At 61.5% G+C, this 25866-nt stretch carries 25 protein-coding genes; 13 read left to right on the top strand and 12 right to left on the bottom strand.

Features of this window, described 5'->3' with window-relative positions:
* The first annotated feature begins 59 nt into the window (after window positions 1-59).
* From V8J63_RS17540 to V8J63_RS17520, 5 genes are all read left to right on the top strand, one after another.
* Entirely contained in the window at window positions 60-1436 is a 1377-nt protein-coding gene (locus V8J63_RS17540; RefSeq protein WP_007918694.1) for a glutamine synthetase family protein, read from the top strand.
* Between the two features lie 255 nt (window positions 1437-1691).
* A complete protein-coding gene (locus V8J63_RS17535) occupies window positions 1692-3182 on the top strand; it encodes an aldehyde dehydrogenase (protein ID WP_110600952.1) in 1491 nt (496 codons plus the stop codon).
* 49 nt (window positions 3183-3231) lie between these two features.
* On the top strand, window positions 3232-4515 hold the full coding sequence (locus V8J63_RS17530; protein ID WP_336464413.1) for an NAD(P)/FAD-dependent oxidoreductase: 1284 nt from the start codon (window positions 3232-3234) through the stop codon (window positions 4513-4515).
* 351 nt (window positions 4516-4866) lie between these two features.
* Complete coding sequence (locus V8J63_RS17525) at window positions 4867-5415, top strand: cupin domain-containing protein (RefSeq protein WP_011333561.1); 549 nt, start codon at window positions 4867-4869, stop codon at window positions 5413-5415.
* Window positions 5416-5558: 143 nt separating this feature from the next.
* On the top strand, window positions 5559-5843 hold the full coding sequence (locus V8J63_RS17520; protein ID WP_336464411.1) for a hypothetical protein: 285 nt from the start codon (window positions 5559-5561) through the stop codon (window positions 5841-5843).
* A gap of 70 nt (window positions 5844-5913) precedes the next feature.
* Here V8J63_RS17520 and V8J63_RS17515 read toward each other — a convergent pair whose 3' ends face one another.
* Entirely contained in the window at window positions 5914-6345 is a 432-nt protein-coding gene (locus V8J63_RS17515; RefSeq protein WP_076563430.1) for a hypothetical protein, read from the bottom strand.
* Window positions 6346-6503: 158 nt separating this feature from the next.
* On the opposite strand from V8J63_RS17515, the gene V8J63_RS17510 reads away from it, so the two are divergent.
* From V8J63_RS17510 to V8J63_RS17500, 3 genes are all read left to right on the top strand, one after another.
* Complete coding sequence (locus V8J63_RS17510; protein ID WP_076563429.1) at window positions 6504-6926, top strand: HD domain-containing protein; 423 nt, start codon at window positions 6504-6506, stop codon at window positions 6924-6926.
* 146 nt (window positions 6927-7072) lie between these two features.
* A complete protein-coding gene (locus tag V8J63_RS17505) occupies window positions 7073-8128 on the top strand; it encodes an AbrB family transcriptional regulator (RefSeq protein WP_336464410.1) in 1056 nt (351 codons plus the stop codon).
* 186 nt (window positions 8129-8314) lie between these two features.
* Window positions 8315-9100, top strand: a complete 786-nt coding sequence (locus tag V8J63_RS17500) for a DeoR/GlpR family DNA-binding transcription regulator (RefSeq protein ID WP_150635003.1) — start codon at window positions 8315-8317, stop codon at window positions 9098-9100.
* A 111-nt stretch (window positions 9101-9211) separates the two neighbouring features.
* Here V8J63_RS17500 and V8J63_RS17495 read toward each other — a convergent pair whose 3' ends face one another.
* From V8J63_RS17495 to V8J63_RS17475, 5 genes are all read right to left on the bottom strand, one after another.
* On the bottom strand, window positions 9212-10495 hold the full coding sequence (locus tag V8J63_RS17495) for an NAD(P)/FAD-dependent oxidoreductase (RefSeq protein WP_336464409.1): 1284 nt from the start codon (window positions 10493-10495) through the stop codon (window positions 9212-9214).
* A gap of 148 nt (window positions 10496-10643) precedes the next feature.
* Complete coding sequence (locus tag V8J63_RS17490) at window positions 10644-12008, bottom strand: glutamine synthetase family protein (protein ID WP_336464408.1); 1365 nt, start codon at window positions 12006-12008, stop codon at window positions 10644-10646.
* Window positions 12009-12571: 563 nt separating this feature from the next.
* On the bottom strand, window positions 12572-13471 hold the full coding sequence (locus V8J63_RS17485) for a bestrophin family protein (RefSeq protein WP_336464407.1): 900 nt from the start codon (window positions 13469-13471) through the stop codon (window positions 12572-12574).
* 25 nt (window positions 13472-13496) lie between these two features.
* On the bottom strand, window positions 13497-14495 hold the full coding sequence (moaA, locus tag V8J63_RS17480; protein ID WP_197891928.1) for a GTP 3',8-cyclase MoaA: 999 nt from the start codon (window positions 14493-14495) through the stop codon (window positions 13497-13499).
* A gap of 119 nt (window positions 14496-14614) precedes the next feature.
* Window positions 14615-15466, bottom strand: coding sequence for a CAP domain-containing protein (locus V8J63_RS17475; RefSeq protein WP_336464406.1), 852 nt, complete (start codon window positions 15464-15466; stop codon window positions 14615-14617).
* 198 nt (window positions 15467-15664) lie between these two features.
* Between V8J63_RS17475 and V8J63_RS17470 the strand changes: the two genes are divergently transcribed.
* Window positions 15665-16285 carry a cell wall hydrolase gene (locus V8J63_RS17470; protein ID WP_016775167.1) on the top strand — a complete coding sequence of 207 codons (621 nt, stop codon included), beginning with the start codon at window positions 15665-15667 and terminating at the stop codon, window positions 16283-16285.
* On the opposite strand, the gene V8J63_RS17465 is transcribed toward V8J63_RS17470, so the two are convergent.
* The gene (locus V8J63_RS17465) at window positions 16282-16995 is read right to left on the bottom strand and encodes a murein L,D-transpeptidase catalytic domain family protein (protein WP_016775166.1); all 714 of its coding nucleotides are present in this window, start codon (window positions 16993-16995) and stop codon (window positions 16282-16284) included. The genes V8J63_RS17470 and V8J63_RS17465 overlap by 4 nt on opposite strands.
* Before the next feature lie 152 nt (window positions 16996-17147).
* On the opposite strand from V8J63_RS17465, the gene V8J63_RS17460 reads away from it, so the two are divergent.
* A complete protein-coding gene (locus V8J63_RS17460) occupies window positions 17148-18764 on the top strand; it encodes a L,D-transpeptidase family protein (protein WP_336464405.1) in 1617 nt (538 codons plus the stop codon).
* 150 nt (window positions 18765-18914) lie between these two features.
* On the opposite strand, the gene V8J63_RS17455 is transcribed toward V8J63_RS17460, so the two are convergent.
* From V8J63_RS17455 to V8J63_RS17440, 4 genes are all read right to left on the bottom strand, one after another.
* A complete protein-coding gene (locus tag V8J63_RS17455) occupies window positions 18915-19757 on the bottom strand; it encodes an NAD-dependent protein deacetylase (RefSeq protein WP_336464404.1) in 843 nt (280 codons plus the stop codon).
* Window positions 19758-19812: 55 nt separating this feature from the next.
* On the bottom strand, window positions 19813-20859 hold the full coding sequence (locus V8J63_RS17450; RefSeq protein ID WP_051600473.1) for a class I SAM-dependent methyltransferase: 1047 nt from the start codon (window positions 20857-20859) through the stop codon (window positions 19813-19815).
* Between the two features lie 150 nt (window positions 20860-21009).
* Entirely contained in the window at window positions 21010-22320 is a 1311-nt protein-coding gene (locus V8J63_RS17445) for a HAMP domain-containing sensor histidine kinase (RefSeq protein ID WP_336464403.1), read from the bottom strand.
* The gene (locus V8J63_RS17440; protein ID WP_024013314.1) at window positions 22317-23057 is read right to left on the bottom strand and encodes a response regulator; all 741 of its coding nucleotides are present in this window, start codon (window positions 23055-23057) and stop codon (window positions 22317-22319) included. The genes V8J63_RS17445 and V8J63_RS17440 overlap by 4 nt, the downstream gene beginning before the upstream one ends.
* A gap of 297 nt (window positions 23058-23354) precedes the next feature.
* Between V8J63_RS17440 and V8J63_RS17435 the strand changes: the two genes are divergently transcribed.
* The 3 genes from V8J63_RS17435 (at window position 23355) to V8J63_RS17425 (ending at window position 25374) form a co-directional block, all read left to right on the top strand.
* On the top strand, window positions 23355-23618 hold the full coding sequence (locus tag V8J63_RS17435) for a DUF2790 domain-containing protein (RefSeq protein WP_016775158.1): 264 nt from the start codon (window positions 23355-23357) through the stop codon (window positions 23616-23618).
* Between the two features lie 33 nt (window positions 23619-23651).
* The gene (locus V8J63_RS17430) at window positions 23652-24074 is read left to right on the top strand and encodes a hypothetical protein (RefSeq protein ID WP_137214875.1); all 423 of its coding nucleotides are present in this window, start codon (window positions 23652-23654) and stop codon (window positions 24072-24074) included.
* An 88-nt stretch (window positions 24075-24162) separates the two neighbouring features.
* Window positions 24163-25374, top strand: coding sequence for a cytochrome c biogenesis protein DipZ (locus tag V8J63_RS17425; RefSeq protein ID WP_122700636.1), 1212 nt, complete (start codon window positions 24163-24165; stop codon window positions 25372-25374).
* A gap of 19 nt (window positions 25375-25393) precedes the next feature.
* Here V8J63_RS17425 and V8J63_RS17420 read toward each other — a convergent pair whose 3' ends face one another.
* Window positions 25394-25855 (bottom strand): GNAT family N-acetyltransferase, encoded by a 462-nt coding sequence (locus V8J63_RS17420; protein ID WP_125926920.1) that lies wholly within the window; start codon window positions 25853-25855, stop codon window positions 25394-25396.
* Window positions 25856-25866: the final 11 nt, after the last annotated feature.

The following is a 25866-nucleotide window of genomic DNA, read 5'->3' as shown; positions in this document are numbered from 1 at the left end:
ATTGACTGGCTGCGCAACACAGTGGTGAACATAATAATTAACAGCTAAATAGGTGCATCATGTCGGTCCCTCTGCGTACCGTTCAACTCAACGAAGCCAACGCATTCCTTAAGAAATATCCTGAGGTTTTGTACGTCGACCTTCTGATTGCGGATATGAACGGTGTGGTGCGCGGCAAGCGCATCGAACGCACCAGTCTTCATAAGGTGTACGAAAAAGGCATCAACCTGCCGGCGTCGTTGTTCGCGCTGGACATCAACGGCTCGACGGTGGAAAGCACCGGCCTGGGCCTGGATATTGGCGATGCCGATCGCATCTGCTACCCGATCCCCGGCACCCTGAGCATCGAGCCGTGGCAAAAACGCCCGACCGCTCAACTGCTGATGACCATGCACGAGATCGAAGGCCAGCCGTTCTTCGCCGACCCGCGTGAAGTGCTGGCCAACGTTGTGCGCAAATTCGACGACCTTGGCCTGACCATCTGCGCGGCGTTCGAACTCGAGTTCTACCTGATCGACCAGGACAACGTGAATGGCCGTCCGCAATCGCCACGTTCACCGGTATCCGGCAAGCGTCCGGTGTCGACCCAGGTTTACCTGATCGACGACCTCGACGAATACGTCGACTGCCTGCAAGACATCCTCGAAGGCGCGAAAGAGCAGGGCATTCCCGCTGATGCGATCGTCAAGGAAAGCGCCCCGGCGCAGTTCGAAGTCAACCTGCATCACGTCTCCGACCCGATCAAGGCGTGCGATTACGCGGTCCTGCTCAAGCGTCTGGTGAAGAACATCGCCTACGACCACGAGATGGACACGACCTTCATGGCCAAGCCTTATCCGGGCCAGGCCGGCAATGGTTTGCACGTGCACATTTCGATTCTGGATAAAGAAGGCAACAACATCTTCGCCAGCGAGGATCCCGAGCAGAACGCCGCACTGCGTCACGCGATCGGCGGTGTGCTCGAGACCCTGCCGGCGCAAATGGCGTTCCTCTGCCCGAACGTCAATTCATACCGCCGCTTCGGCGCACAGTTCTATGTGCCGAACTCGCCGAGCTGGGGCATCGACAACCGCACCGTGGCCGTGCGCGTGCCGACCGGTTCAGCGGACGCCGTGCGCATCGAACACCGCGTCGCCGGTGCCGATGCCAACCCGTACCTGCTGATGGCTTCAGTGTTGGCCGGCATTCACCACGGCCTGACCAACCAGATCGAGCCCGGCGCCCCGGTCGAAGGCAACAGCTACGAGCAGAACGAGCAGAGCCTGCCGAACAACCTGCGCGACGCCTTGCGCGAACTCGACGACAGCGAAGTCATGGCGCGCTACATCGACCCGATGTACATCGACGTATTCGTCGCGTGCAAGGAAAGCGAGCTGGCCGAGTTCGAGAACTCGATCTCAGACCTTGAGTACAACTGGTATCTGCATACGGTCTGAAGATCAAAAGCCCCTCACCCTAACCCTCTCCCGGAGGGAGAGGGGACTGACCGCGTCGTCTGGAGATATCCGGCGACCTGAACGATCCAGTCGATGATGGATTCGGCAAAGATTTTTCAGGTCGGCGCAGTTACCAGACATCCCCCGATCGGTCCCCTCTCCCTCTGGGAGAGGGCTAGGGTGAGGGCAGCGATTCCCGGCCAGGCAAAGCAACCAGACCAACCCCCAAATTCCCCCTTGTCGAGCTCAAAAACAATGACCACAACCCGCAACGACTGGGAACAACGCTTCCAGTCCCTGTCCATCGAATCCCGCGCCTTCATCGACGGTGAATATCGCCCGGCGATCAGCGGCGACACCTTCGAATGCCTGAGCCCGGTCGATGGCCGCTTTCTTGCCGCCGTCGCCAGCACTGATGAAGCCGACGCCAACCTGGCCGTCGAAGCCGCGCGCCAGTCGTTCAACTCCGGCATCTGGGCGAAAAAAGCCCCGGCCGAGCGCAAGCGCGTGCTGATCCGCTTCGCCGATCTGATCCTGCAGCACCAGGAAGAACTGGCGCTGCTGGAAACCCTCGATATGGGCAAACCGATCAGCGATTCGATGAACATCGACATCCCGGCGACCGCCAACGCGATCCGCTGGAGCGCCGAGGCCATCGACAAGATCTACGACGAAGTTGCCGCCACGCCGCACGATCAACTCGGCCTCGTGACTCGCGAGCCATCCGGCGTGGTCGCGGCGATCGTGCCGTGGAATTTCCCGCTGATCATGGCCAGCTGGAAATTCGCCCCGGCGCTGGCGGCGGGTAACTCGTTCATCCTCAAGCCTTCGGAAAAATCACCGCTGACCGCTATCCGCATCGCGCAACTGGCGCTGGAGGCGGGTATTCCGAAGGGCGTGTTCAACGTGCTGCCGGGCTACGGCCACACCGTCGGCAAGGCATTGGCGTTGCACATGGACGTCGACGTGCTGGCCTTCACCGGCTCCACGGCGATCGCCAAGCAGCTGATGATCTATGCCGGGCAGAGCAACATGAAACGCGTCTGGCTCGAGGCCGGCGGCAAGAGCCCGAACGTGGTGTTCGCCGACGCCCCGGACCTGCGCGCGGCAGCCCAGGCAGCAGCCAGTGCCATCGCCTTCAACCAGGGCGAAGTCTGCACTGCCGGCTCGCGTCTGTTGGTCGAGCGCTCGATTCGCGAGCAGTTCATCCCGCTGCTGGTGGAAGCCTTGCAAGCGTGGAAACCGGGACATGCGCTTGATCCGGCCACTACCGTCGGCGCCGTGGTCGACCAGCGTCAACTGGACAACGTGCTGCGCTACATCAGCATCGGCCGCGAGCAGGGCGCCGAGTTGATTGCCGGCGGCCAACGCACCCTCGAAGAAACCGGCGGCCTCTACGTACAGCCAGCGATTTTCGACGGCGTGACCAACGCGATGACCATCGCTCAGGAAGAAATCTTCGGCCCGGTGCTGTCGCTGATCACCTTCGACACTGCCGAGGAAGCCCTGCAAATCGCCAACGACAGCATCTTCGGCCTCGCCGCCGGGGTGTGGACGAGCAACCTGAGCAAGGCGCACACCTTCGCCCGCGGCCTGCGCGCCGGCAGCGTCTGGGTCAACCAGTACGACGGCGGCGACATGACCGCGCCATTCGGTGGCTTCAAACAATCGGGCAATGGCCGCGACAAATCGCTGCATGCGTTCGACAAGTACACCGAACTGAAAGCGACCTGGATCAAGCTCTGACTCTTTTACAGCGGCGGCCGCCCCTGGTTGGCGGCCCTCGGAGAAACCTATGAAACAGCAACACGTAAACAGCTACTACGCCGCCACCCGCAACGAAGTCATCGACTTCCCGGTTCTCGAAGAGGCAGTGGACTGCGATGTCTGCATCATCGGCGCCGGCTACACGGGCCTGTCCTCGGCACTGTTCCTCAGCGAAGCCGGCTACAAAGTCACCGTGCTGGAAGCGGCGAAAGTCGGCTACGGCGCCAGCGGTCGCAATGGCGGGCAACTGGTCAACTCCTACAGCCGCGACGTCGATGTCATCGAAGAGCGCTACGGCGACAAGACTGCAGAAATCCTCGGCAGCATGATCTTCGAAGGCGCCGATATCATTCGTTCGCGCATCAAGGATTACGACATCAAGTGCGACTACCGCCCGGGCGGTATTTTCGCAGCGATGAACAAGAAACAGCTCAACGGCCTGGCCGAGCAGAAGCGCAACTGGGAACGCTACGGCAACCGCAATCTGAAGATGCTCGATGCAGCGGATATTCGTCGCGAAGTGGGTTCCGACGCTTACCTTGGCGGCTTGCTGGACATGCAGGGCGGCCACGTTCATCCGCTGAATCTGGCGCTAGGGGAGGCCGCTGCCATCGTGCGTTTGGGCGGCAAGATCTACGAGCAATCGGCGGCGGTGGAAATTACCTACGGCGAGCCGATCACCGTGCGCACCGCCAAAGGCCTGGTCCGCGCCAAATACCTGCTGATCGCCGGCAATGCTTATCTGCCGCAAGGTCTCGACAACCGCGTCACCGCGAAAAGCATGCCGTGCGGCTCGCAGATCGTCGTCACCGAACCGCTGACCGAGCAGCAGGCACGCAGTCTGATCACCAACAACTATTGCGTGGAAGATTGCAACTACCTGCTGGATTACTACCGCCTCACCGCTGACAACCGTCTGCTTTACGGTGGTGGCGTGGTCTACGGTGCGCGGGAACCGGACGATATCGAACAATTGATCCGGCCGAAGATCCTCAAGACCTTTCCGCAGCTCAAGGACGTGAAAATCGACTACCGCTGGACCGGCAATTTCCTGCTGACCATGTCGCGCATGCCGCAATTCGGCCGTATCGAAAAGAACGCCTACTACATGCAGGGCTACAGCGGCCACGGCGTCACCTGCTCGCACCTGGCCGGCAAACTGATCTCGGAAATGATCCGCGGCGACGCCGAACGCTTCAACGCCTTCGCCTCGCTGCCGCACATGCCAATGCTCGGCGGCCGCACCTTCTCCGCACCGCTCACCGCACTCGGCGCCGTCTACTACTCCCTGCGCGACCGCTTCGGCGTTTGATTGACCTCACCGGTGACGGTCCGAAAGACCTCGCCGGTTTTTCCCTAAACAGCACACAAAACCTGTGGGAGCTGGCTTGCCAGCGATTGCGGTCTTTCAGCAAAAGGGATGTTGAATGTGCCATCCAATCGCTGGCAAGCCAGCTCCCACAAGTTTTTTATTTGTCCGCAATAATCGCCAGCCAGCTCATTTCGATCACCATCCATCGAACCTGCTGAGCAACACCGGCAAACGTGATTTAATAGCCGCCTTTCACGGTTCCGGGACACGGGAGCAACGTGATCCGCGCGACCTGCGCGTCACCCGCCACCCACCCCCATCGCCCTTAAGTCGCTCTTACATAAGGCTGTCATGGATACGGGTTCTCGACTCAAACTAGTACGCGAAAGCTACAAACTCTCCCAGCGCGAGCTCGCCCGGCGTAGCGGCGTGACCAACGCGACCATCTCGCTGATCGAACAGAACCGCGTCAGCCCCTCCGTCAGCTCGCTGAAAAAGCTGCTCGAAGGCATACCGATGTCCCTGGCCGACTTCTTCACCTTCGACCAGCCCCCGCGCGAACACCAATACGTGTTCCGCGCCAACGAACAACCCGACCTCGGCCGCCACGGCCTGCGCCTGCTGCTCATCGGCGCCTCGGTGCCCAGCCGCCAGATGCGCCTGCTCCGCGAACAATACGCCCCCGGCGCCAGCTCCGGCGAAGAGCCGATCGTGCATGCCGAAGGCGAAGAGTGCGGGCTGGTCACGCGCGGCACGGTGGAATTGACCGTGGATGGGCAGGTGAGTGTGCTGAGTGCGGGGGACGGGTATTACTTTCCGACGACGTTGCCGCATAAGTTTCGCAATATCGGCGCGGATGAGGCAGAGATAATCAGCGCGAATACGCCGGCGAATTTCTGATCGGATAACGCATTATTTTTTTGTTGACCCGGCATCTTTTACGAGGTGGCGGGTTGTTTTTCCTGCCATTCGTCAGCCTTCCCGCATTTTCCCCGCGCACGCGCTTCCAATGCATAACTCACCCCCGCAAAGGAACCGCCCACATGCGCAAATCCAACCTCGCAGTACTGACCCTGGCCACGCTGTTATCCGCCACTTCGCTCTACGCGACCGCCGCCAGCGACACCCCGGCACCCACTGCTAACGACGGCAACAGCCAAGCCAATCCGAGTGCGCCGGAAGACATTCATTCCAACGGTGCCACCGTGCCCAAAGGCACGCAGGGCAATACCACCAACAATGACGGCTCGACCCCTGCTGGCTCCAAGCCCAGTGGTTCGAAGCAATCGAACGACAGCGGCACCAGCAGCGGTGCTGGTGAGGGTTGAAGCTGTTTGCAGATGCACCAAGCCCGGCATCAAGCCGGGCTTTTTATCAGGCAATCACTGGTTACTGAAGCTATTTAGCCTTCCAGTTCCCGCCGCTGTTCTCACAATCAATCTTTGCCTGCGCCAGGTGCTCGCCGTCGTAGTAATACGTGGTGACTTTGGCGTTGTCGGGCATGTTCAGCGGTTTGGCGCTTTTGTCTTTGCTGGTCGAGTGCGGGTTGGCCAGGGATTCCTGGGTGAGGCGGGCGGTGCAGGTGGCCTGGTAGTGGTCGTCGCAGCGATCGACTTTTTTCTTGGTGGCGTTGAGGGTGTCCTTGCTTTCGTTGCTGCAGGACCAGTTGATGGAGTCCACGGGCATGCCTTCGTATTCGTAGCAGCTGTGGGTTTCCACCGCTGGCACCGAGGCGCTGGAGGAGCGGGTCTGCACGTCGCAGCCTTCGGCCATGACGCAGGTGGGGATGATGGCGAACGTGGCGATCAGGAGCAGCAGTCGGGTTTTCATCGGCAATTCCTCTCCAATGGCGCCGCGTCTGATCGGTGATTTGGCGCTTGTCTGGTTTCGAGGCGGCGAGGGCGGGCAAGGTTCAATCGGTTTGCGCTGAGCGATCTTCGCGTACACTGCGCAACAATCAGAAACATTCGGCGCAGGATTCGATTCCCATGGCCCAAACCCTCGAACGCGCCATCGCCATTGCCGCCACGGCCCACACCGGGCAGGTGGACAAGGGCGGGGCGCCGTACATTTTGCATCCGCTGAAAGTCATGTTGCGCATGAATACGCTGGAGGAGCGCATCGTCGCTGTGCTGCACGATGTGGTCGAGGATTGCGGGGTGAGTCTGGATGATTTGCGCGGGGAAGGCTTTAGCGAAGAGGTGCTGGCGGCGATCGCGGCAGTGACCAAAGTGCCGGGCGAGTCCTACGAGGATTTTGTCGACCGCGCCGCGCAAAACCCGATTGGCCGGGTGGTGAAGCTGGCGGATCTGGAAGAGAACAGCGATATCTCGCGGATTGCCTCGCCGAGTTGGGAGGATCTGGAGCGGATCGAGAAATATCGGCGGGCGATTGCACGCTTGCGTATGTAAGACGTATTGGATTCTTGTGGGAGCGAGCCTGCTCGCGAAGGCGATAGATCAGTTATTCATCTGTGACTGGCAGGACGCTTTCGCGAGCAGGCTCGCTCCCACAGGGGAATGGTGGTGTGTCAGATAAATAGCCAGGAAGGCGAACTATGAAATCCATTGTGTGCTTGTTGCTTGCGGCCGGTTTCGGCGCGTTATTGCAGTTTGAAGGCGTACCCCACGGCTTGCTGCTGGGCTCGATTGTCGTTACCGCATTGTTTGCCAGCAAAACCGGCATCGCCCCGGCAACTCCTTATGGACTGGGCTACATCCAGGTCACGCTGGGCATCGCCACCGGGCTGATGTTCGAAGCATGGGACAGCGAAACGGCGACGACGATGTTGCCCAGCCTTGGCGTATTGCTGATCTGCCTGACCGTACAAATCGCGCTCGCCGGATGGTGGCTGGCACGCGGCGCCGGTTGGAACCGCACCGACGCACTGTTGGCGGTCTATCCTGGCGCATTGGCCGCAGTGTTCGATTTGCTTGAATCGGAAAAGGCTTCGAGCAAAGTCATCATCGTGCATCTGATGCGGCTGCTGTTGATCACCGTGCTGGTGAGTTTGCTTATCCCCGGGCAAACAGCGGTGGCTGAAGTCGTCAGCGATCCGTTGACCACAGGCATGGCGCTGACCGCGTTCTCTGTCGTCGCGCTGAGCGTATTGCTCGGCCGCCTGTTGTTGCTGATCGGCGTCCCGGCGCCGTTCATGCTCACTGCGATCATCATCACTGCTGTGTTTGTGAAGACGGGATGGCTGCACGGCTTTCACATGCCTGAGTGGAGTTTGAACCTGGCCGCACTGATTCTTGGCGTGCGTATCGGCTCACGTTTTCAGGGGCTCGGCATCGCAGAACTGGCGCGGCATGGGCGCACCGCTCTGGTTTCGGTCGGCTTGATGATCGTCGTCGCAGCGGCGTTTGCCGAGGTGGCTGCGCGCTGGCTGGGCACTGATCCGCTGACCCTGTGGCTGGCATACATGCCGGGCGCGATCGAGACGATTGCGATTGTCGCGTTTGGCGGCGGGCTGAATGTGGTGTTTATCCTGACGCATCATCTGAGCCGGATGGTGCTGCTGCATTTTGCCCCGGCGTTGTTGGTGCAGGTCAGGCGTGGCCCAAGGCAATCGCGAACGACACGACGATCATGCAGGCGAAGGCGAAGTTGAGATTCATGGGCTGTGCATCCTGAGCTTTTGAGAGTGGTGCCATTGTGAACAGGCGCAGCGCAAAGAAAAAATTCGCCGTGTTGATTCCAATGATCGAAAGCATTGATAGCCGTTGCGTTTGTATTTGCCTGAGACTTTCGCTAGTGTCGCTGAAACCTGCAACTACAAGCACAAACAGGCATAACCATGCACGACCACTCCATCGCCGAATTGCCGTCCCTGCGCCGGCAGAAAATCCTTTTGCTTCTCGAACGTGACGGCAAGGTCATGGCCTCCGAGCTTAGCCAGCATTTCGCAGTGTCCGAAGACACCATCCGCCGCGACCTCGCCGAGCTGGACAGCGCCGGGCTGGTGCAGCGGGTGCATGGCGGGGCGCTGCCGCGACCGAAGGACTCGGGCAAGGATTACTTCACCCGTCTGGATGAGACCGACGAGGTCAAGGTGCGCCTGGCGCAATTGGCGGCGCAGCACATCGAGGACGGGCAGATTGTGCTGTTCGACTCCGGCTCGACCACCTTGCAGGTGGCCCGCGCATTACCGTCCGACATCCGCATCACTGCCGTGACCGCTTCCCCACTGACGGCGATTGCCTTGTCCGAATACAAGGGCGTGAAAGTGATTCTGGCGGGCGGTGAATTGAATCCGCATTCGATGTCGGCCAGTGGTCAGGAAGCGCTGCGACTGCTGGCGGGGATCAAGGCGGATCTGGCGATTACCGGGGTGTGTGCGATTCATCCCGAGGTCGGCATCACCTCGCTGCATTTCGATGAAGTGCCGATCAAACAGGCGATGCTCGACAGTGCAACGCGGGTGATTGCGGTGACCACGGCGGACAAGCTGGGCGCGGTGGAGCCGTTTGTGGTGGCGCCGTGTACGCGCCTGCATAGGTTGATTACCGAGCGGCATCCCGGGTCGGGGAATGTCGAGGATTATCGGCGGTTGGGGATTGTGGTGGAGCAGTTGCCGGATTGAGTTTGTCTGGGGTTTGAGGGCCTCTTCGCGAGCAGGCTCGCTCCCACAGAGTGTTGTGTCGTGCACAAATCCAATGTGGGAGCGAGCCTGCTCGCGATAGGGCCAGTGAATTCAGCGCAACCGCTCAAGCATCTGGTAATACCACATCCCTGCCGCCAGCAACGGGTTGCCCAGCAGGTCGCCCATTGGCACGCGAATGTGCTGGCACGCGGCGAAAGTGTCGAATTGCTCCATTTGCCCGGTGATCGCGCGGCTCATGATCTCGCCCATGATGTGCGTGGTGGCGATGCCATGTCCCGAGTAGCCCTGGCAATACCAGACGTTGTCCGAGAGCTTGCCCAGTTGCGGGATGCGGTTGATGACGATGCCCATCGCGCAGCTCCACTGGTAATCGATCGGCACGCCTTTTAGCGCCGGGAACGTGCGTTCGATACACGGGCGCAGTTCCGCAGCGATGTCGCGCGAATCCTTGCCGCTGTAGTTGGCGCCGCCGCCGAACAGCAAACGGCCGTCGGCGGTGAGTCGGTAGTAATCGAGGACGAAGCGGCAGTCGTACACGGCGAGGTCTTCGGGGTTGATCTGTTGCGCCAGATCACCGAGCGGTGCGGTGGTGACGATGCCGCCCATGGCCGGGAAAATCTTGCCCTTGAGCTGACCCGGTTCGAGCTTGTGATAGACGTCACCGGCGAGCATCACCTGATTGGCGTCGATCTGACCGTGAGCGGTGCGCACGCCAGGTGTGTCGCCGTGGATGATCTCCAGCACTTCACTGTTTTCGAAGATCAGCGCGCCCAGGCTTTCGGCTGCGCGTGCTTCGCCAATGCACAGGTTGAGCGGGTGCAGGTGCATGTTGCGGGTGTTCTTGATTGCGCCGTGGTAGAGCTCGCTTTGCAGCAGGTCGCGAACCTGGCTGCGGTCGAGCAGGCTCACTTCATCGCCTAATCCGCGACGCACGGCTTCGTCGTAATCCTTGCGCAGATCGACCATGTGGCTCGGCTTGTACGCCGCGTGCAAGTGGCCGTGTTTGAGGTCGCACTGGATCGCATATTTCTCGACGCGCTGGCGGATGATTTCATGCCCGCGCCAGCGCAGATGCCAGATGAAATCGTCCACGTCATCGCCCAGTTTCGCGCGCATTTGCTTGCGCATTGCACCGTCGCCGGAGAGGCTGCCGGTGACTTGCCCGCCATTGCGCCCGGTGGCGCCCCAGCCGATCTTGTGGCTTTCGACGATGGCGACTTTCAGGCCTTTTTCCGCCAGTTCGACGGCAGTGGCGACGCCAGTGAAACCGCCGCCGATGATCACCACATCGACCTTGTGCCGACCTTGCAGGGTCGGGTAGTCGGTGTCTTGGTTGAGGGTGGCGGTGTAGTAGGAATTGCAGCGAATGGTCATGTCAGGGTCCACAAAAAATTCCAGGTTCGAAGTGCATTCCCTGTGGGAGCGAGCCTGCTCGCGAAAGCGGTGTGTCAGTCACCCAAAATGTTGAATGTGACGACGCCTTCACGAGCAGGCTCGCTCCCACAGGTTCGGTGTCGGATCGTTAAGCCTCGGTCAGGTACCACCGCCAATCCTGCTCACCCACTTCAGCCATGAACTGCCGATACTCGGCACGCTTCACCGCCAGATACACCCCAAGGAATTCCTGCCCCAACGCCTCCCGTGCCCACGCGGAATTTTCCAGCGCCTGCAACGACGTCAGCCAATCGGTCGGCAACAATTCTTTTGCCTGAGCATAACCATTGCCCTCGACCGGTGCCCCCGGATCCAGCTCTTCACGGATGCCGCGATGAATGCCGGCGAGGATCGCTGCCGCTGCCAGATAAGGGTTGGCATCGGCGCCGCAGATGCGGTGTTCGATGTGTCGTGTCGGCGCCGGGCCGCCGGGTACGCGCAGGCTGACCGTGCGGTTATCGACACCCCAGGTCGGCGCCAGTGGCGCGTAGCTGTTGGCCTGGAAACGCCGGTAGGAGTTGGCGTTGGGGCAGAACAGCAACAGCGAATCGAGCAGCGAGGCGAGCATGCCGCCGATCGCCGTGCGCAACAGCGGCGTGCCGGCCGGGTCTTCAGAGGCGAACAAATTACGCCCCTCGGCATCGGCCAGGCTGACATGCATGTGCATGCCGGTGCCGGCCAGATCATCGAACGGTTTGGCCATGAACGTCGCCTGCATGCCGTGCTTGTGCGCCACGCCTTTGACCAGACGCTTGTAGCGCACCGCCTGATCCATCGCTTCCAGCGCATCGCCGTGTTCAAGGGTGATTTCCACTTGCCCCGGGGCGTATTCGGAGATCGCCGTGCGCGCCGGAATACCGTGCAGTTTGCACGCGCTGTAGAGGTCGGCGAGGAACGGCTCGATCTGCTCCAGCTCGCGCAAACCGTAGACTTGCGTGTGTCGCGGTCGCCCGCCGTCAGCGTCCAGCGCTGGTTGCGGGCGGCCGTTGTGATCGCGTTTGGTGTCGAGCAGATAGAACTCCAGCTCGCAGGCCATGATCGGGTGATAACCCTCGGCCTTGAGCCCGTCGATGACCTTGATCAGCAGGTGCCGAGGATCAGCAATGCTCGCCGGCATGCCCTCGCTCGGGTGCATGCTGACCTGCACCGCAGCGGTTGGAATCTGTCGCCACGGCAGGCGTACCAGACTGCCTCGCAGCGGATAGGCGCGGCAGTCGATGTCGCCCACATCCCAGACCAGTCCGGAGTTTTCCACGTCCTCGCCTTGTACGGTCAGGCCGAGGATGGTGCTCGGCAATGGCCGGCCGCTTTCGTACACGGCGAGCAGTTCTTCGCGGTGCAACAGCTTGCCGCGCGGCACGCCGTTGGCGTCGAGAATGAACAGTTCGATCATGTCGATATCGGGGTTCTGTTCGAGGAACAGGCGTGCGTCTTCAATGGCTGCGAATTTCATGGCAAATCACTCACGGTGGCGCCGCGCAGGCGCGCAGATTCGGCCGGACACGACGCGACAAAAAGGCGTAAGTGTCCCGGCAGGGGTATCAGGAAAATCGGGAAATTGACTGTCGCGGTTTCAGCTCACGCGATCAGGCAGGAACGGCGATATCCGGCGGGCGCGCGGAGTGACGCAGCTTGGAGCGGCGCAGGGCCATGGGCAGATTGACGATGCGGTTCATACGCGGCCCCTGTTGCAGTGGGCGCGTACAGCAGAGACGTGCAACCTTTGCGGTTGTTGTGGTGACGTACTCATAACGCGTGTTTCCGTTGGCGGAAAGCGTCGGCGGCGGGGCAGGCCCGGCGACCGGTGTGCCCGGATAGTAAGGGGGAATTTGCGCGCGTGTAAATGGAAGATTCGTCGGTGGCGCTTTCCGGCGTATGGGCTGATTGACCGAGTTGCCTTTTTCGCGAGCAGGCTCGCTCCCACAGGAGAATGCATTTCAACTGTGGGAGCGAGCCTGCTCGCGAATGGCAGCACCTCGATCCAGAGTCAACACGCCGAGCCCGCCGCTGAGCCATTCAGCGCAGCACGTAATCGTCCGGCTCTGGCGCGGGCGGCAATGGCGAGACGCCGAGTTCGTACAGCACATCGCGCTCCAGGGTACGCACCAGCGCATCGGTCGGCAGATCGTTTTCATCGCGCCCGAACGGGTCTTCGAGTTCATCGGCAATCGCGTCGAAGCCGAAAAAGGTGTAGCTGACAATCGCCGTGAACAGCGGCGTCAACCATCCCAGCGATTGCGCCATGGCGAACGGCAGCAACAGGCAGAACAGGTAGATGGTGCGGTGCAGCAGCAGGGTGTAAGGGAAGGGCAGTGGCGTGTTCTTGATGCGGTCGCATACGGCCTGGGCCTGGCTCAGGCAGGTCAGGTGATTGGCCAGCAATTGATAACGCCATGGCGACAGCACACCGGCCGTTTCCAGCTCGGAACACTGGCGCCCGACCTGATGAATGATCTGGCCGCAGTGATCCGGCGCCGCCCCATCGATCGGCGGGCTGACCCAGTCGGCACTGGCCTGCTCCTCACTGTCTCCACGCAACCGCGCGTTCAGCGCGTGGGCGAAACCGCACAGGTTGCGCAACAGTTGTCCACGCAGGCGCGTGTCATCGATGCCTTGGGTTTCGCGCATCACCGCGCGCACCCGCAACAGCACCTCGCCCCAGGCCTTGCGGCCCTCGTACCAACGGTCGTAACAGGCGTTGTTGCGAAAGCTCAGGAAGATCGATAGCGACAGACCGAGCAGGGTGAACGGCGTCGAATTGATCTGGGCGAAGTAGCTCGGCACCAGAAGTTCGATCAGCACAATCGCCGCCGCCAGCAGTGTCAGCATCAAAGTGCGCACGGCGATGCGTTTGGCGATCGACCCTCGGAGGGTGAACAGCACGGCGAACTGATTGGGTCTCGGTCTGACGATCATCTCGCGGTCCCGGTTGCGCGGCGAATCAGCCGCCGGTCATGTTCATGAAACGCACCACTTGCACGTCGTCGTTGACTTCGAAGTTGTGTCGATACGGCTTGAGTTTCATCGCCTCGATGATCGCGTTTTCCAGACGTTCCGGGTGGCCCGGATGGGCGCGCAACACCGCTTTGAGGTCCATCGAATGCTCGTTGCCCAGGCACAGCAGCAAGCGACCTTCGACGGTCAGGCGCACGCGATTGCAGGTGCCGCAGAAGTTGTGGCTGTGCGGCGAAATAAAGCCCAGGCGAATGTTCGGTGCTTCGGCCACACGCCAGTAGCGCGACGGCCCTTGCGTCGATTCGGTCGAGTCGATCAGGGTAAAGCGTTCGGCAATGCGTTCGCGCACTTGCGCGCTGGAATAGAAGGACTCGGCGCGGCTGTGTTCGGCGATCGCGCCCAGCGGCATCTCTTCGATGAAGGAAATATCCAGATCACGCTCGATGGCGAAACTGACCAGATCGTTGATCTCGTGATCGTTGCGGCCCTGCATCACCACGCAATTGAGCTTGGTACGGGTGAAACCGGCGGCACGCGCGGCATCGATGCCGTCGATGACCTGCGCCAGATCGCCAGTGCGGGTCAGCTCTTTGAAGCGCTGCGGATCGAGGCTGTCGAGGCTGATGTTGAGGCGCTTGACCCCGGCGTCGAACAGCGGCTTGGCCAGCCGGCCCAATTGCGAGCCGTTGGTGGTCAGGCACAGTTCGCGCAGGCCGGGCAGGGCGGCGATCTGTTCGCAAAGTTGCACGACACCAGGCCGGATCAGCGGCTCGCCACCCGTGAGGCGGATCTTGCGCGTGCCGAGGGCGACGAAGCTTTGCGCTACCTGGAACAGCTCTTCGAGGGTGAGGATCTGCTGGCGTGGCAGGAACTGCATGTCCTCGGCCATGCAATAGACGCAGCGAAAATCGCAGCGGTCGGTAACCGACAGGCGCAGATAATCCACGCGGCGGTTGTGACCATCGATCAATTCACGCTGTGTCATGGGCTCGCCTCGTGGATGTGGAGCGCCGTCAGCGGGCGCAGATCGCGCAGGGTAGGCTGCGCTCGCCATGCCGTCCAATCACTCTGGCTGACCGAGTGATTGACGGCGTCGATGATGCCTTACGGTGCGCCAAACATTGCCGTCCAGTAAATGCCGGCGTTGCTTTTCGGATCGGTCGCGTACGCGGCGCCCAGTTCCTGATATTGCGGATTCATCAGATTGGCGCAATGCCCGGGGCTGGCGAGCCAGCCGTCGACGACCTTGCCGACGGTGTCTTGCCCGGCGGCGATGTTCTCGCCGACCAATTGCCCACTGTAACCGGACAGCTCGGCGCGGTCGCCCGGCGTGCGGCCGTCGCCGTCCTTGTGGTCGAGGTAATTGTTGTTGGCCATGTCGCGGCTGTGATCCTGAGCGACCGTGCCCAGCGTGGCATTCCACGCCAGCGGTGCTGCCGCCGCGAAGGACTGGCCGCCGCACTGGCGCGCCTGGCCGCGCGCGGTATTGAGTTGCGCCAGCAGCTTTTGCCCTTCGTTTTGTGCATCGCCGAGTTTCGCCGTCAGCAACGGGCGCGCGAGGACGATGCGCCAGTCGCGGTCGACACGGTTGACGCCAATATCGACAAACTGCGGATCGAGCACCACCTTACAGAAGCTTTCCTTGATCGCCTGCATCGCCGCTGCTGCATCGCGCGGGCCGTTGAGGGTGATCGCCTGCACGTTGACCATCGGGTAGTGGGCGCTGGTCATGGCCTGCTGCAGATCGACCGCGCCGCTGGCGGGCAGGCGCAGACGTGGATCGGCCGACAGCGGTGGCAACTCGTTCGATGCCTGCGTGCCGCAACGCTGCGGCTGGCTGCGATAGCTGTTGATCGACTCGATCAATTGCAGTTCATCGGCGGCCAGCGCCGAGGTGGCGAACACCGCGCTCAGCGACAGTGCGGCACAACGCAAAACGGACGGCATGAAGCGCATGGAAATCTCCCTTGAGCTGAATGCGCCCATGATGCGCGAAAGGCCCCCGGTGAGTGAATGTGTTTTTCTTTGCGGCGGATTTTTTTCTGCGCTGGTGTGCCCGCGCATTTGCTCGCTACACTCTGCGAAGACCCCGCAAACCGGGCGTCTCACCGACGTAACATCTTGCCCCGGGCGGGCGCTGACGGAAGAACCGACATGGGATCGAAAGGCTTAGCGGGCGGTTTGTTGTGGATCTTTTTGACCGGTGCAGCATGGGCCGGGGCGCAGGCGCCGATCGAGGCCAAGGCCGAACAGAAAGCCGAGGTGCTGGAGGAGAAAGCGGCGGATAAAGTCAGCGCTGCTCCGGCGCCGAAATCCGAGGCCATCACCCCCACCGAAGCGCAGGCAGTAGACCCGGCCGGCGCCGCGCCGCTGGACGATCCGCTGACCTGTCTGGCGCGCAGTATCTATTGGGAAGCCAAGGGCAAGGACACCCCGGAAATGGAAGCCGTCGCCAGTGTGGTGATGAATCGCCTCGGCCACGACGGCTTTCCCGACACCGTGTGCGCGGTGGTCAAGCAGGGGTCGGAAAGCGGCAATTGCCAGTTTTCCTGGTGGTGCGATGGCAAGCCCGATCAGGTCAAGGAAGACGCCGAATACGCGCTGGCCAAGGAAATCGCCGGCAAGGCGTTGAACCGTCAGCTCAAGGACCGCACGCGCGGTGCCCTGTATTTTCACGATCGCGGCGTGCACCCGAGCTGGGCCAAGGCCTATCGCAACACCGCGCAGACCGGCAGGTTCCTGTTCTACAAACCCGCCGGCGGCGACGCGCGTTAACTGGCGTGGGTGTTGAGAATGCTCGCCACCTGCTGCGGCTGGCAGTTCAAATACGGTGACTTTTGCAGCCAGCGCTGATCCGGATACCAGGAAAACATGAACTGGCCGTTCTTCAGGCGATCGATCACCTGTTTGGCGATCTGCGGCCGCACGGCGGGGCAACCCTGACTGCGGCCGATACGCCCCTGACGCTTGCTCCACAGCGGGTTCACGTAACTGGCGGCATGAATCACGATCGCGCGATCACGGGCCAGATCATTGAAACCGGGTTCCAGACCATCCATGCGCAGCGAATAGCCGTGAGTACCTTCGTAGCTTTCCTGAGTGCGGAACAGACCGAGGCTGGACTGATAACTGCCTTCGCGATTGGAAAACTGCGTGGCGAAGTTTTCCCCGGAGTTCGAACCGTGGGCAACAAGATCACGCAGCACCAGTTTCTTTTTGCTCAGGTCGAAGATCCACAGGCGGCGTTCGGTGGACGGTTGCGAATAATCGATGATCGCCAGATGCCGCGAGGGTTTCGCGCCGTTGTTGACCGCGCATTGCATGGCGTTCAATGCACCTTTGAGCGCCTGGGGATTGAGTTCCGGCGCGGCGTGGGCGAGGCTGTTGTAGAGAACCGGCGATGGCTTGCCGGCGGCAAATACTGGGCTGGTCACGGCGACAAGGGTCGCGGTGCTCAACAGAAGTCGGCGCAAAAACGTCAACATTTTATAAAGTGTCCTCAACTTGCTACATAAACGGCACTTTGGCTCCTGACTCCCAGTCAATACCCGCAGGCTCGCGGTTCGAGCCTGACTGTTCAGCGCACCTGATGTAAGGTTGACCGTCATCTGGACGGCCATGGATTGGAGTAAAGCAGTTGTTCAAAAAGTACGCATGCTACTTGAGCATTTGTTTGCTCGCTGCGCCGTTTGTCGCTTGCGCCGATGAGCCGCTGCCCCCGCTCGAAACCCTGCCGACGCCTGAAACGCAATTGCCGGTCGAGCCGCGCAGCCCGTTGCAGGCGGTTTTGATCAGCCTGGCGCAGTCGTGCCCGGCCATCGCTCCGCGTCTCAATGGCCCGGCGTTGAGCCAATTGCAGGCGTTTTATGAACAGCAGGACTGGATGCCGGTGTGGGCGAGTGAGTCGGCACGCTTGCCGGCATTGCGCGCGCAATTGCAGCTGCTGGCCGATGATGGGTTGAATCCGAATCGCTACGCCGTGGCCACTACGCCGCCGCAGGATGGCGAGTTGTGCGCCGACATCGACATCAGCCGCAACTACCTGCAGGCCTTGCAGGATCTGCATTACGGCCGTCTGTTGCAATCGCATTTCGAACCGCTGTGGCGTGTCGACGGCCCGCCGACCGATCGTCAGGCGCAACTGCTCAGTATTGCCGTGCCGGGCATGAACGATATTGCTGCGGCGTTCGACCTGGCGCGTCCGCATCTACCGCAATATCAAAGCCTGCGTCAGCTGTACGCCGCGCAACGCTTGCAAGCCCTGCCGCAATGGCAGCCGGTGGGCAACGGCCCGTTGCTGCGTCCGGCGATGGCAGACCCGCGCGTGCCGGAACTGGCCCGACGCTTGTACAGCGAAGGTTATCTGGCACACGCACTGGTGACACCTGACAACGCCTACGATGACGTGCTGGTGGAAGCCGTGAAGCACTTTCAGGCCAGCCATTCGTTGCAGGCTGACGGCGTGGTCGGGCCGGGCACCATTGCCGAGCTGAACATCAGCCCGCTGACCCGCCGCGATCAGTTGCGCGTCAATCTCGAACGTTTCCGCTGGATGGCCCAGGACATGGAGCCCAGTGGCCTGGTGGTCAACGTGGCCGCCGCTGAGCTGACGCTGTATCAGGGCGGTCAACCGGTGTGGCAGACCCGCACCCAGGTCGGCCGCGCCGAGCGCCAGACTCCACTGCTCAAATCCCGCGTCACCCGTCTGACGCTGAACCCGACCTGGACCGTACCGCCGACCATCTGGAAAGAAGACAAGCTGCCGGAAATCCGCAAGGACCAGACCTTCCTCAGCCGTCAGAACCTGCAAGTGCTCGATGCCAACGGCCAGCCTCTGGCGGCGGCGGACATCGACTGGGACAACCCCGGCAACATCCTCCTGCGTCAGGACGCCGGCCCGCGCAATCCGCTGGGGCAAATGGTCATCCGTTTCCCCAACCCGTTCTCGGTCTACCTGCACGACACGCCGAGCAAGGCGCTGTTTGAAAAAGGCCCACGGGCGTTCAGCTCCGGTTGCGTGCGGGTCGAGCACCCGCTGCAACTGCGCGATCTGCTGCTGTCCCCGGCGGAAAAAGCCCGCACCGAGACTTTGCTGGCAACCGGCACCACCCATGAATTTCGCCTGTCGGCGCCGGTGCCGATCCTGATGACCTACTGGACGGCGCAAGTCGACAGCAGCGGCCATGTGCGTTATGCGCCGGACATCTACAGCCACGACAGCGCATTGCTGGCGGGGCTGGATCGGGCGCATTGAGTCCGGCACCAGCACGGCAGTCAAAGATCTGAGTTCGATGAGTGATTTCAGGTCGACGAATCCCGTACAAACACCTCGGTCAGTCCCCTCTCCCTCGGGAGAGGGCTAGGGTGAGGGGCCGATTTCAAGCCGAACCCATTACTCAAAATCTCACCGACCCAGCTCCTCCACCAACCACGGCAAAAGCTCCTCACACGAGCCTTCAATTTTCAAATCGAGCAGATCATCCGCCCGGGTCTTGCCCAGATTGATCGCCATCAACGGCTTGCCATGCTCGGCAATCACCCGACACAAGCGAAACGCCGAATACGCCATCAACGACGATCCCACCACCAGCAACCCCGCCGCATTCTCGGCGGCGGCCAGCGCCCGTGCGGCTGTCGGTTGCGCCACGTTCTCGCCGAAGAACACCACATCCGGTTTCATCCGCTCACCCGCGCAATGCGGGCACTGCGGTACCTGAAAGCGCGCTTCAAATGCCGGGTCGAGCAAGGTATCGCCATCCGGCGCCTGCACCGCATCAACACCACTCAGGTAGGGATTGTGTGCCTCCATCATCTGCTGGATCGCGTCGCGCTCGCTGCGCTGCCCGCAATCCAGGCACAGCACTCGATGCAGGCTGCCGTGCAGTTCGATCACATCGTGGCTGCCGGCCTGATCGTGCAAGGTATCGACGTTCTGCGTGATCAAAGCGCTGATCCGGCCACGCTGCTGCAACGTCGCCAGCGCCTCATGCGCGGCATTCGGTCGGGCCTTTCGCACGCGCGGCCAGCCGAGCATGGCCCGCGCCCAGTAGCGCCGGCGTGATTCCGGGGCGGCGAGAAACTCCTGATACATCATCGGCTGCCGCCCACGACGCACGCCGTCACTGTCGCGATAGTCCGGAATGCCCGATGGCGTGCTGATGCCGGCGCCGGTCAATATCAGGAATTTATCGTCGGCCATGGCCTGCAACAGCATATCGAGATGTTCGCGGATCGGGCTATCGAGCATGCTCAGCACTCCAGAATGGGCAGTGCCCCGCAGGTTAGCACGCGATCCGCACGGGTTACTTGCGCGCCTCCAGTATCAGGTTGAAAGGCGTTTGCGTGGCGCGGCGGAACTGCTTGAACCCGGCCTCGACAAAGACTTTGCGCAGGCGCATTTCCCCAGCCTGCGCACCGAGCCCGAGGCCGACTTCCTGGGACAGCGAATTGGGTGTGCAGATAAACGTCGAGGCGGCGTAGAACAGGCGCCCGACCGCGTTGAGATTGTCGTCCAGTTTGTCGTTGGCGAACGGTTCGACCAGCAACACCGTGCCGTCGTCTTTCAGCGACTCATGAGCGTGGCGAGCGGCGCCGACCGGGTCGCCCATGTCGTGCAGGCAGTCGAAAAAGCAGATCAGGTCGTAGTCGCCGCCGGGATAGTTTTTCGCCGTGCCCTCGAAGAACCTGGCGCGGTTGCCCACGCCGCCTTCTTCGGCCCGTTGCGTGGCGACGGTGACTGACGGCTCGTGGAAGTCGAAGCCGACAAACTGCGATTTGGGAAACGCCTGGGCCATGATCACCGTCGAGGCGCCGTGGCCGCAGCCGATGTCGGCAACCTTGGCCCCGCGTTCCAGCTTCGCCACCACGCCGTCGAGCGCCGGCAGCCATTCGGCAATCAGGTGACCTTTGTAACCGGGGCGGAAGAAACGTTCGGTGCCGCTGAACATGCACGGATGGTGATCGCCCCACGACAAGGCGCCATTGCCGCGCATGGCCTTGACCAGTTTGTCCTTGTCATGGAAAAACGACGCCACCACGCCGAGACCGCCAGCGACATACACCGGCGAATCCTCCACGGCCAGCGCCAGTGCCTGTTCTTCAGGCAAGCGAAATTGACCGTCAACGTGTTCCATATAGCCTGATGCGGCATGGGCGCTGAGCCATTCGCGTACCAGGCGCGGATTGCAGGTGGTTTTCGCCGCAAGGGCTTCGGGGCTGATCGGTTGGCTGTCGGCCATTGCCCGGTACAGACCGAGTTCTTCGCCGACAATGACATTGGCCAGCATCGCCGCACCACCCATGTCGTTGACCAGTTTGCCCATGAATTCGTTGAGCTTCGCCTCATTCATCACGTGTGCTCCTGAAACAGGATCACCGTCCGGCGGCGTTGAATGTCGAGGCAGGCGCCACCGGGCGGTGGTCACGGATTGGGGCAGGGCACAGCAGACGTCCTGCGGCCCCCTCGACTGGGTAATGAATGAGTCTAGTCGGTGTTTTTCTCAGCGTGGCAGCGGCAACTTCAGTTCAGCGCACAACCCGCCACCTTCACGATTGCTCAACATAAGCGAGCCACCGAGCGCCAACGCCAATTGCTGGGCGATCGCCAGTCCGAGACCGGTGCCGCCGGTGTCGCGATTGCGCGAGTTTTCCACGCGGTAGAAGGGTTCCAGCACCTGCGCCAGTTCGGCCTCGGCGATGCCCGGGCCGCGATCGAGGACTTTCACCGACAGGCTGTTGCCCTGCGCTTCGACCTGCAATTGCGCGGCGCCGGCGAATTTCAGGGCGTTGTCGGTCAGGTTCACCAGCACCCGGCGCAGGGCCTGCGGGCGGGTTTCGATTACCGCTTTGCTTTTGCCGCCGAGCTGCACGTCCTTGCCCATGTCCTGATAGTCGAAGACCAGGCTGTCGAGGAACGAGTCGAGATCAGTACGCCGGCTTTCTTCGGTGGCGCCGTGAACGCTGCGAGCGTAAGCCACGCCTTCGCGCACCAGATGCTCGATTTCGCCGAGATCGCTGCTCAGTTTGTCTTTCTCGACCGAGTCGTCCATGAATTCTGCGCGCAGTTTCATCCGGGTGATCGGCGTTTGCAGGTCGTGGGAAATCGCCGCGAGCAGTTGCATGCGTTCTTTCAGGTAGGCGGCGATGCGCATTTGCATGGCGTTGAACGCCCGTGCCGCGTGGACCACTTCGGTCGGCCCTTGCTCGTCGAGCTTGATCGGGTGAGCGTTGGGGTCGAGGGTTTCCACGGCGTTGGCGAGGCGGGTGAGGGGACGGATGGCAATGCGCACGGCGAGCCAGGTGCAGAGGATCAGCAACGCCAGTTGCCCGAGCAGCACCACCGGCAACCACGGCGACAACGGCACCATCGCCGGACGGATATCGATGGTCACCGGGCTGCCGTCGCTCAGGCGCAAGTGGCCTTGGAAATGTTGTCTCGGACCACCGGGAACTTCGGTAAACACGATTGGATAAGTGTCGCCGATGGCCGCCGTAATTGAGGCAATCGCGACGGACTTTTCAGCCGAGGTCACCGGCATGCCCGGTTCGCCCTCATTGAGCAGGTAGCCGTAATTGCGCCGGGCCAATCGCGGCAGCCAGGCTTCGCGCTCGGCGGCGGGCAGGCGATCGAGGATCGCCATCGACGTCGAGACGTCGGTTTCGAGGTTGCCGAGCATGGTGCTTTTCGCGCTCTGGTAACGCTCGTAATACTGCGCGCCGAACGACAGACCCTGCGCCAGAATCAGCCCGATCAGAAAGATCAGCGACAGGCGCGAGGCGAGGGTGCGCGGCCATTGCAGCTTGAGTTTCATGCCGACGCCCCAAGCAGTTCGACCGGCAGCGAAAACACATAACCTTCACTGCGCACGGTCTTGATATAGGCCGGCTCGCGAGCATCGTCCAGCAGGCGTTGACGCAGGCGACTGACCAGCAGATCGATGGAGCGATCGAACAGATCGGCCTCGCGGCCCTGGGTCAGGTTGAGCAGTTGATCGCGGCTGAGCACCCGTTGCGGATGGTCGAGGAACACCCGCAGCAGGCGGTATTCGGCACCGCTGAGGGCAACCATGGTGCCGTCGCTGTCGAGCAAGTGGCGGGCCGAGGTGTCCAGCTGCCAACGACCGAACGCCAGCAGGCGTCCGGCTTCGGTGACCACCAGATTCGGCGGCAACATGCGTGTGCGGCGCAATACGGCGTTGATCCGCGCCAGCAGCTCGCGGGCGGCGAAAGGTTTGCTCAGGTAATCGTCGGCGCCCATTTCCAGACCGATGATGCGATCGGTCTCATCGTTGCGCGCGGTGAGCATCAGCACCGGCGTCGCCTTGTGTTTGCCCACACGCAATTCGCGGCACAGCTGCAGGCCATCGTCGCCGGGCATCATGATGTCGAGCACGATCAGGTCGACGGTGTTGGCATCAAGGAAGCTGCGCATCTGCCGGCCATCGGCGACCACTGTTGTGCGCAGGCCGTTCTTCTTCAGGTAGTTGCCTACCAGTTCACGGATCTCGCGGTCGTCGTCGACGATGAGAATGTGATCGACATGTTCCATCGGTTCAAGCCTCTGTCAAAGGGGGAATGCCGTGCAGTCTATATCGCCGTAGACCGCACGCCCGCCTGCCTTTGTATTGCAGTGTATCTGCCGCAGCGGCGGATACACACCGACGCAAAATCACGATTTTTTCGGGGTTTTGTATCGCTCTGTATCTACACGCTGCATGGATACACAACGAGTGATTCTCGTCCTTTCCTGACACAGACGCGATACCTCGAAGGCCTCAAATAGGCTCCATCGAGGCACACACAGACCGCCTCGGCTCAAACCCACTGAAGCCTTGAGGACTACACCATGAACAACAAATCCGTATTCGCCGCCTGCCTGTTCGCCGCTCTGAACATCTGCACCCTGTCGGCCCACGCCGAAGCTGACGTCAGCCGGCAAACCTACACCTACGGCACCCATCTGGATATCCAGAAAGTGCTGTCGATGACCGAAGACACCTCGGTGACCTGCGGCATCACCGAGGCGCGCATGACCTACCTCGATTCCGCCGGCAAAACCCGCGAGCTGGATTACAGCAAATTCGCTGACGGCTGCAACAACCAGAACTGAGTCATCCCTACTTTTTCTGCAAGGAGTTTTGCCATGAACAACGTCTCGCGCTTTCTGACCGCAGCAGCCTTCGCCTTCACCGGTGCCGCCGCCCACGCCAACAGTGCTGTGGAGCAGAGCAGTTGCGCCAGCAGCACCTGCTTCCAGCTGACCACCGTGGCGAAGGAGGGCAGCGATGCCTTGATCGCCGCTGACGGCTCCAGCCGCACACCGCAGGGGCAGATGGTTGCCGCTGACGGTTCCAGCCGCACACCGCAGGGGCAGATGGTTGCCGCTGACGGTTCCAGCCGCACACCGCAGGGGCAGATGGTCGCCGCTGATGGTTCCAGCCGCACGCCGCAGGGGCAGATGGTTGCCGCTGATGGTTCCAGCCGTACACCGCAAGGCCAACTGGTCGCGGAAAACGGTACCAGTCGCACGCCTCAAGGGCAGTTGCTCGACGGCCAGACTGCATGAGCCACGGCGTAAATAAAGCGAGCTAGCGAGGGGACGTTTCCCTCGCTGGCCGGTTGTGTGCCCAGCTCCCATTCCAAGGTGACCCCTTATGTACCTCATCGCATTTCTCGGCGGTCTGCTGACCGTTCTCAGTCCGTGCATCCTGCCGGTGGTGCCGTTTCTGTTCGCTGGCGCCAACCGTACCCGCTCCTCGATCCTCCTGACTCTGGCCGGCATGGCGCTGACCTTTGCGCTGATCTCCAGCCTCGCGGTGGTCAGCAGCGAGTGGGTGATCCAGGCCAGCAACACCGGCCGCCACGTCGCCTTGCTGGTCATGGCGCTGTTCGCCCTGTCGCTGATCTCGGCCCGCGTCGGTGACTGGCTGACCAGGCCGTTTGTCGCGCTTGGCAATCGTCTCGATCAGGACACGCGTAAACGTGCCGGACCGATGGGCTCGATCATGCTCGGTGTCGCCACCGGCCTGTTGTGGGCGCCCTGTGCCGGGCCGATCCTGGGGGTGATTCTGACCGGCGCAATGTTGCAAGGCGCCAATGCCCAGACCAGCCTGTTGCTGCTGGCTTACGGCGTCGGCAGTGCCTTGTCGCTGGGCACGTTGATCTTCGCCGGGCGCGGTCTGGTCAATCGGCTGAAACCGTCGATCCCGTTCAGCGGCTGGTTGCGTCGCGGTGCCGGGGTTGCGGTGCTTGCTACAGTTGCGGTGATTTCGACGGGCGCCGACAAGACCCTGCTCGCCAATACCTCTTCCGAGGGCGTGGCCAGCGTCGAGAAAAACGTTCTGGAAAACGTGCCGAAAGTGGTCGACTACTTCGTCAGCAAGGTCCGCGCCGATTCGATGATGGACGAGGCCCGGGGCGCAATGCCGTCGCTGTCGGGCGCCGTGCAATGGCTCAATTCACCAGAGCTCAGTGCCGAATCCCTGCGCGGCAAAGTGGTGCTGGTGGACTTCTGGACCTACGACTGCATCAACTGCCAGCACACCCTGCCGTACGTCAAAGACTGGGCGAAGAAATACGAGAAGGACGGCCTGGTAGTGATCGGCGTGCACACCCCCGAATACGGCTACGAACGCATCATCAACAACGTCAAGGATCAGGTGAAAAAACTCGGTATCACCTACCCGGTAGCGATCGACAACGACTATGCGATCTGGCGCAACTTCGACAATCAATACTGGCCAGCGCATTACCTGATCGACGCCAAGGGCCAGATGCGTTACAGCCACTTCGGTGAAGGTCGTTATGCCGAGCAGGAGCAGATGATCAAGCAGTTGCTGGAGGAGGCGAAAGCACCGGCAGCCTGATCAAAAAAAACCAAATGGCTCACAGGTCGCGGACCATGAGCCATTGTTGTTTTTCCCACGCCTGGAAACCCTCCAATAGCTGCCAGCCGCGTTTACGGTAGTAGTCGTGTTTGTCTTGCGTGTGCAAGTACAAGCGCGACACCCCACGCTGCTTTGCTGCCTCGCAAATCCCTTCAATCAGCTGCTCCGCCAACCCTCGCCCGCGCGCCTCGGGATCAACGAATACGCAGGCGAGCCATGGGCCGAGATCGGCGCGATCAGCCAAGTCGTTGCGGGCCAGTGCGGCACCACCGAGCAGGCGTTCACCGTCCATGGCAATCAGGCACGACCATTCACCATTGCTTTGGCCCTCGGCAAATTCGCGCTGCCATTGAGCCAGGGGCTGGTCGGCGTATTCGTAGTGGAATTGTTGGTGAATCCACGCTGCGTAGCGATCGCTGTGTTGCATGTGCGCGGCGAGCCAGTCGAGGTGCAGTGACATCGGTCGAGTCC

It is taken from the genome of Pseudomonas sp. CCNWLW23 (assembly GCF_037095675.1).
GTDB classification, from domain to species: domain Bacteria; phylum Pseudomonadota; class Gammaproteobacteria; order Pseudomonadales; family Pseudomonadaceae; genus Aquipseudomonas; species Aquipseudomonas atacamensis.
This window is presented reverse-complemented; position numbering and strand designations above follow the sequence as displayed.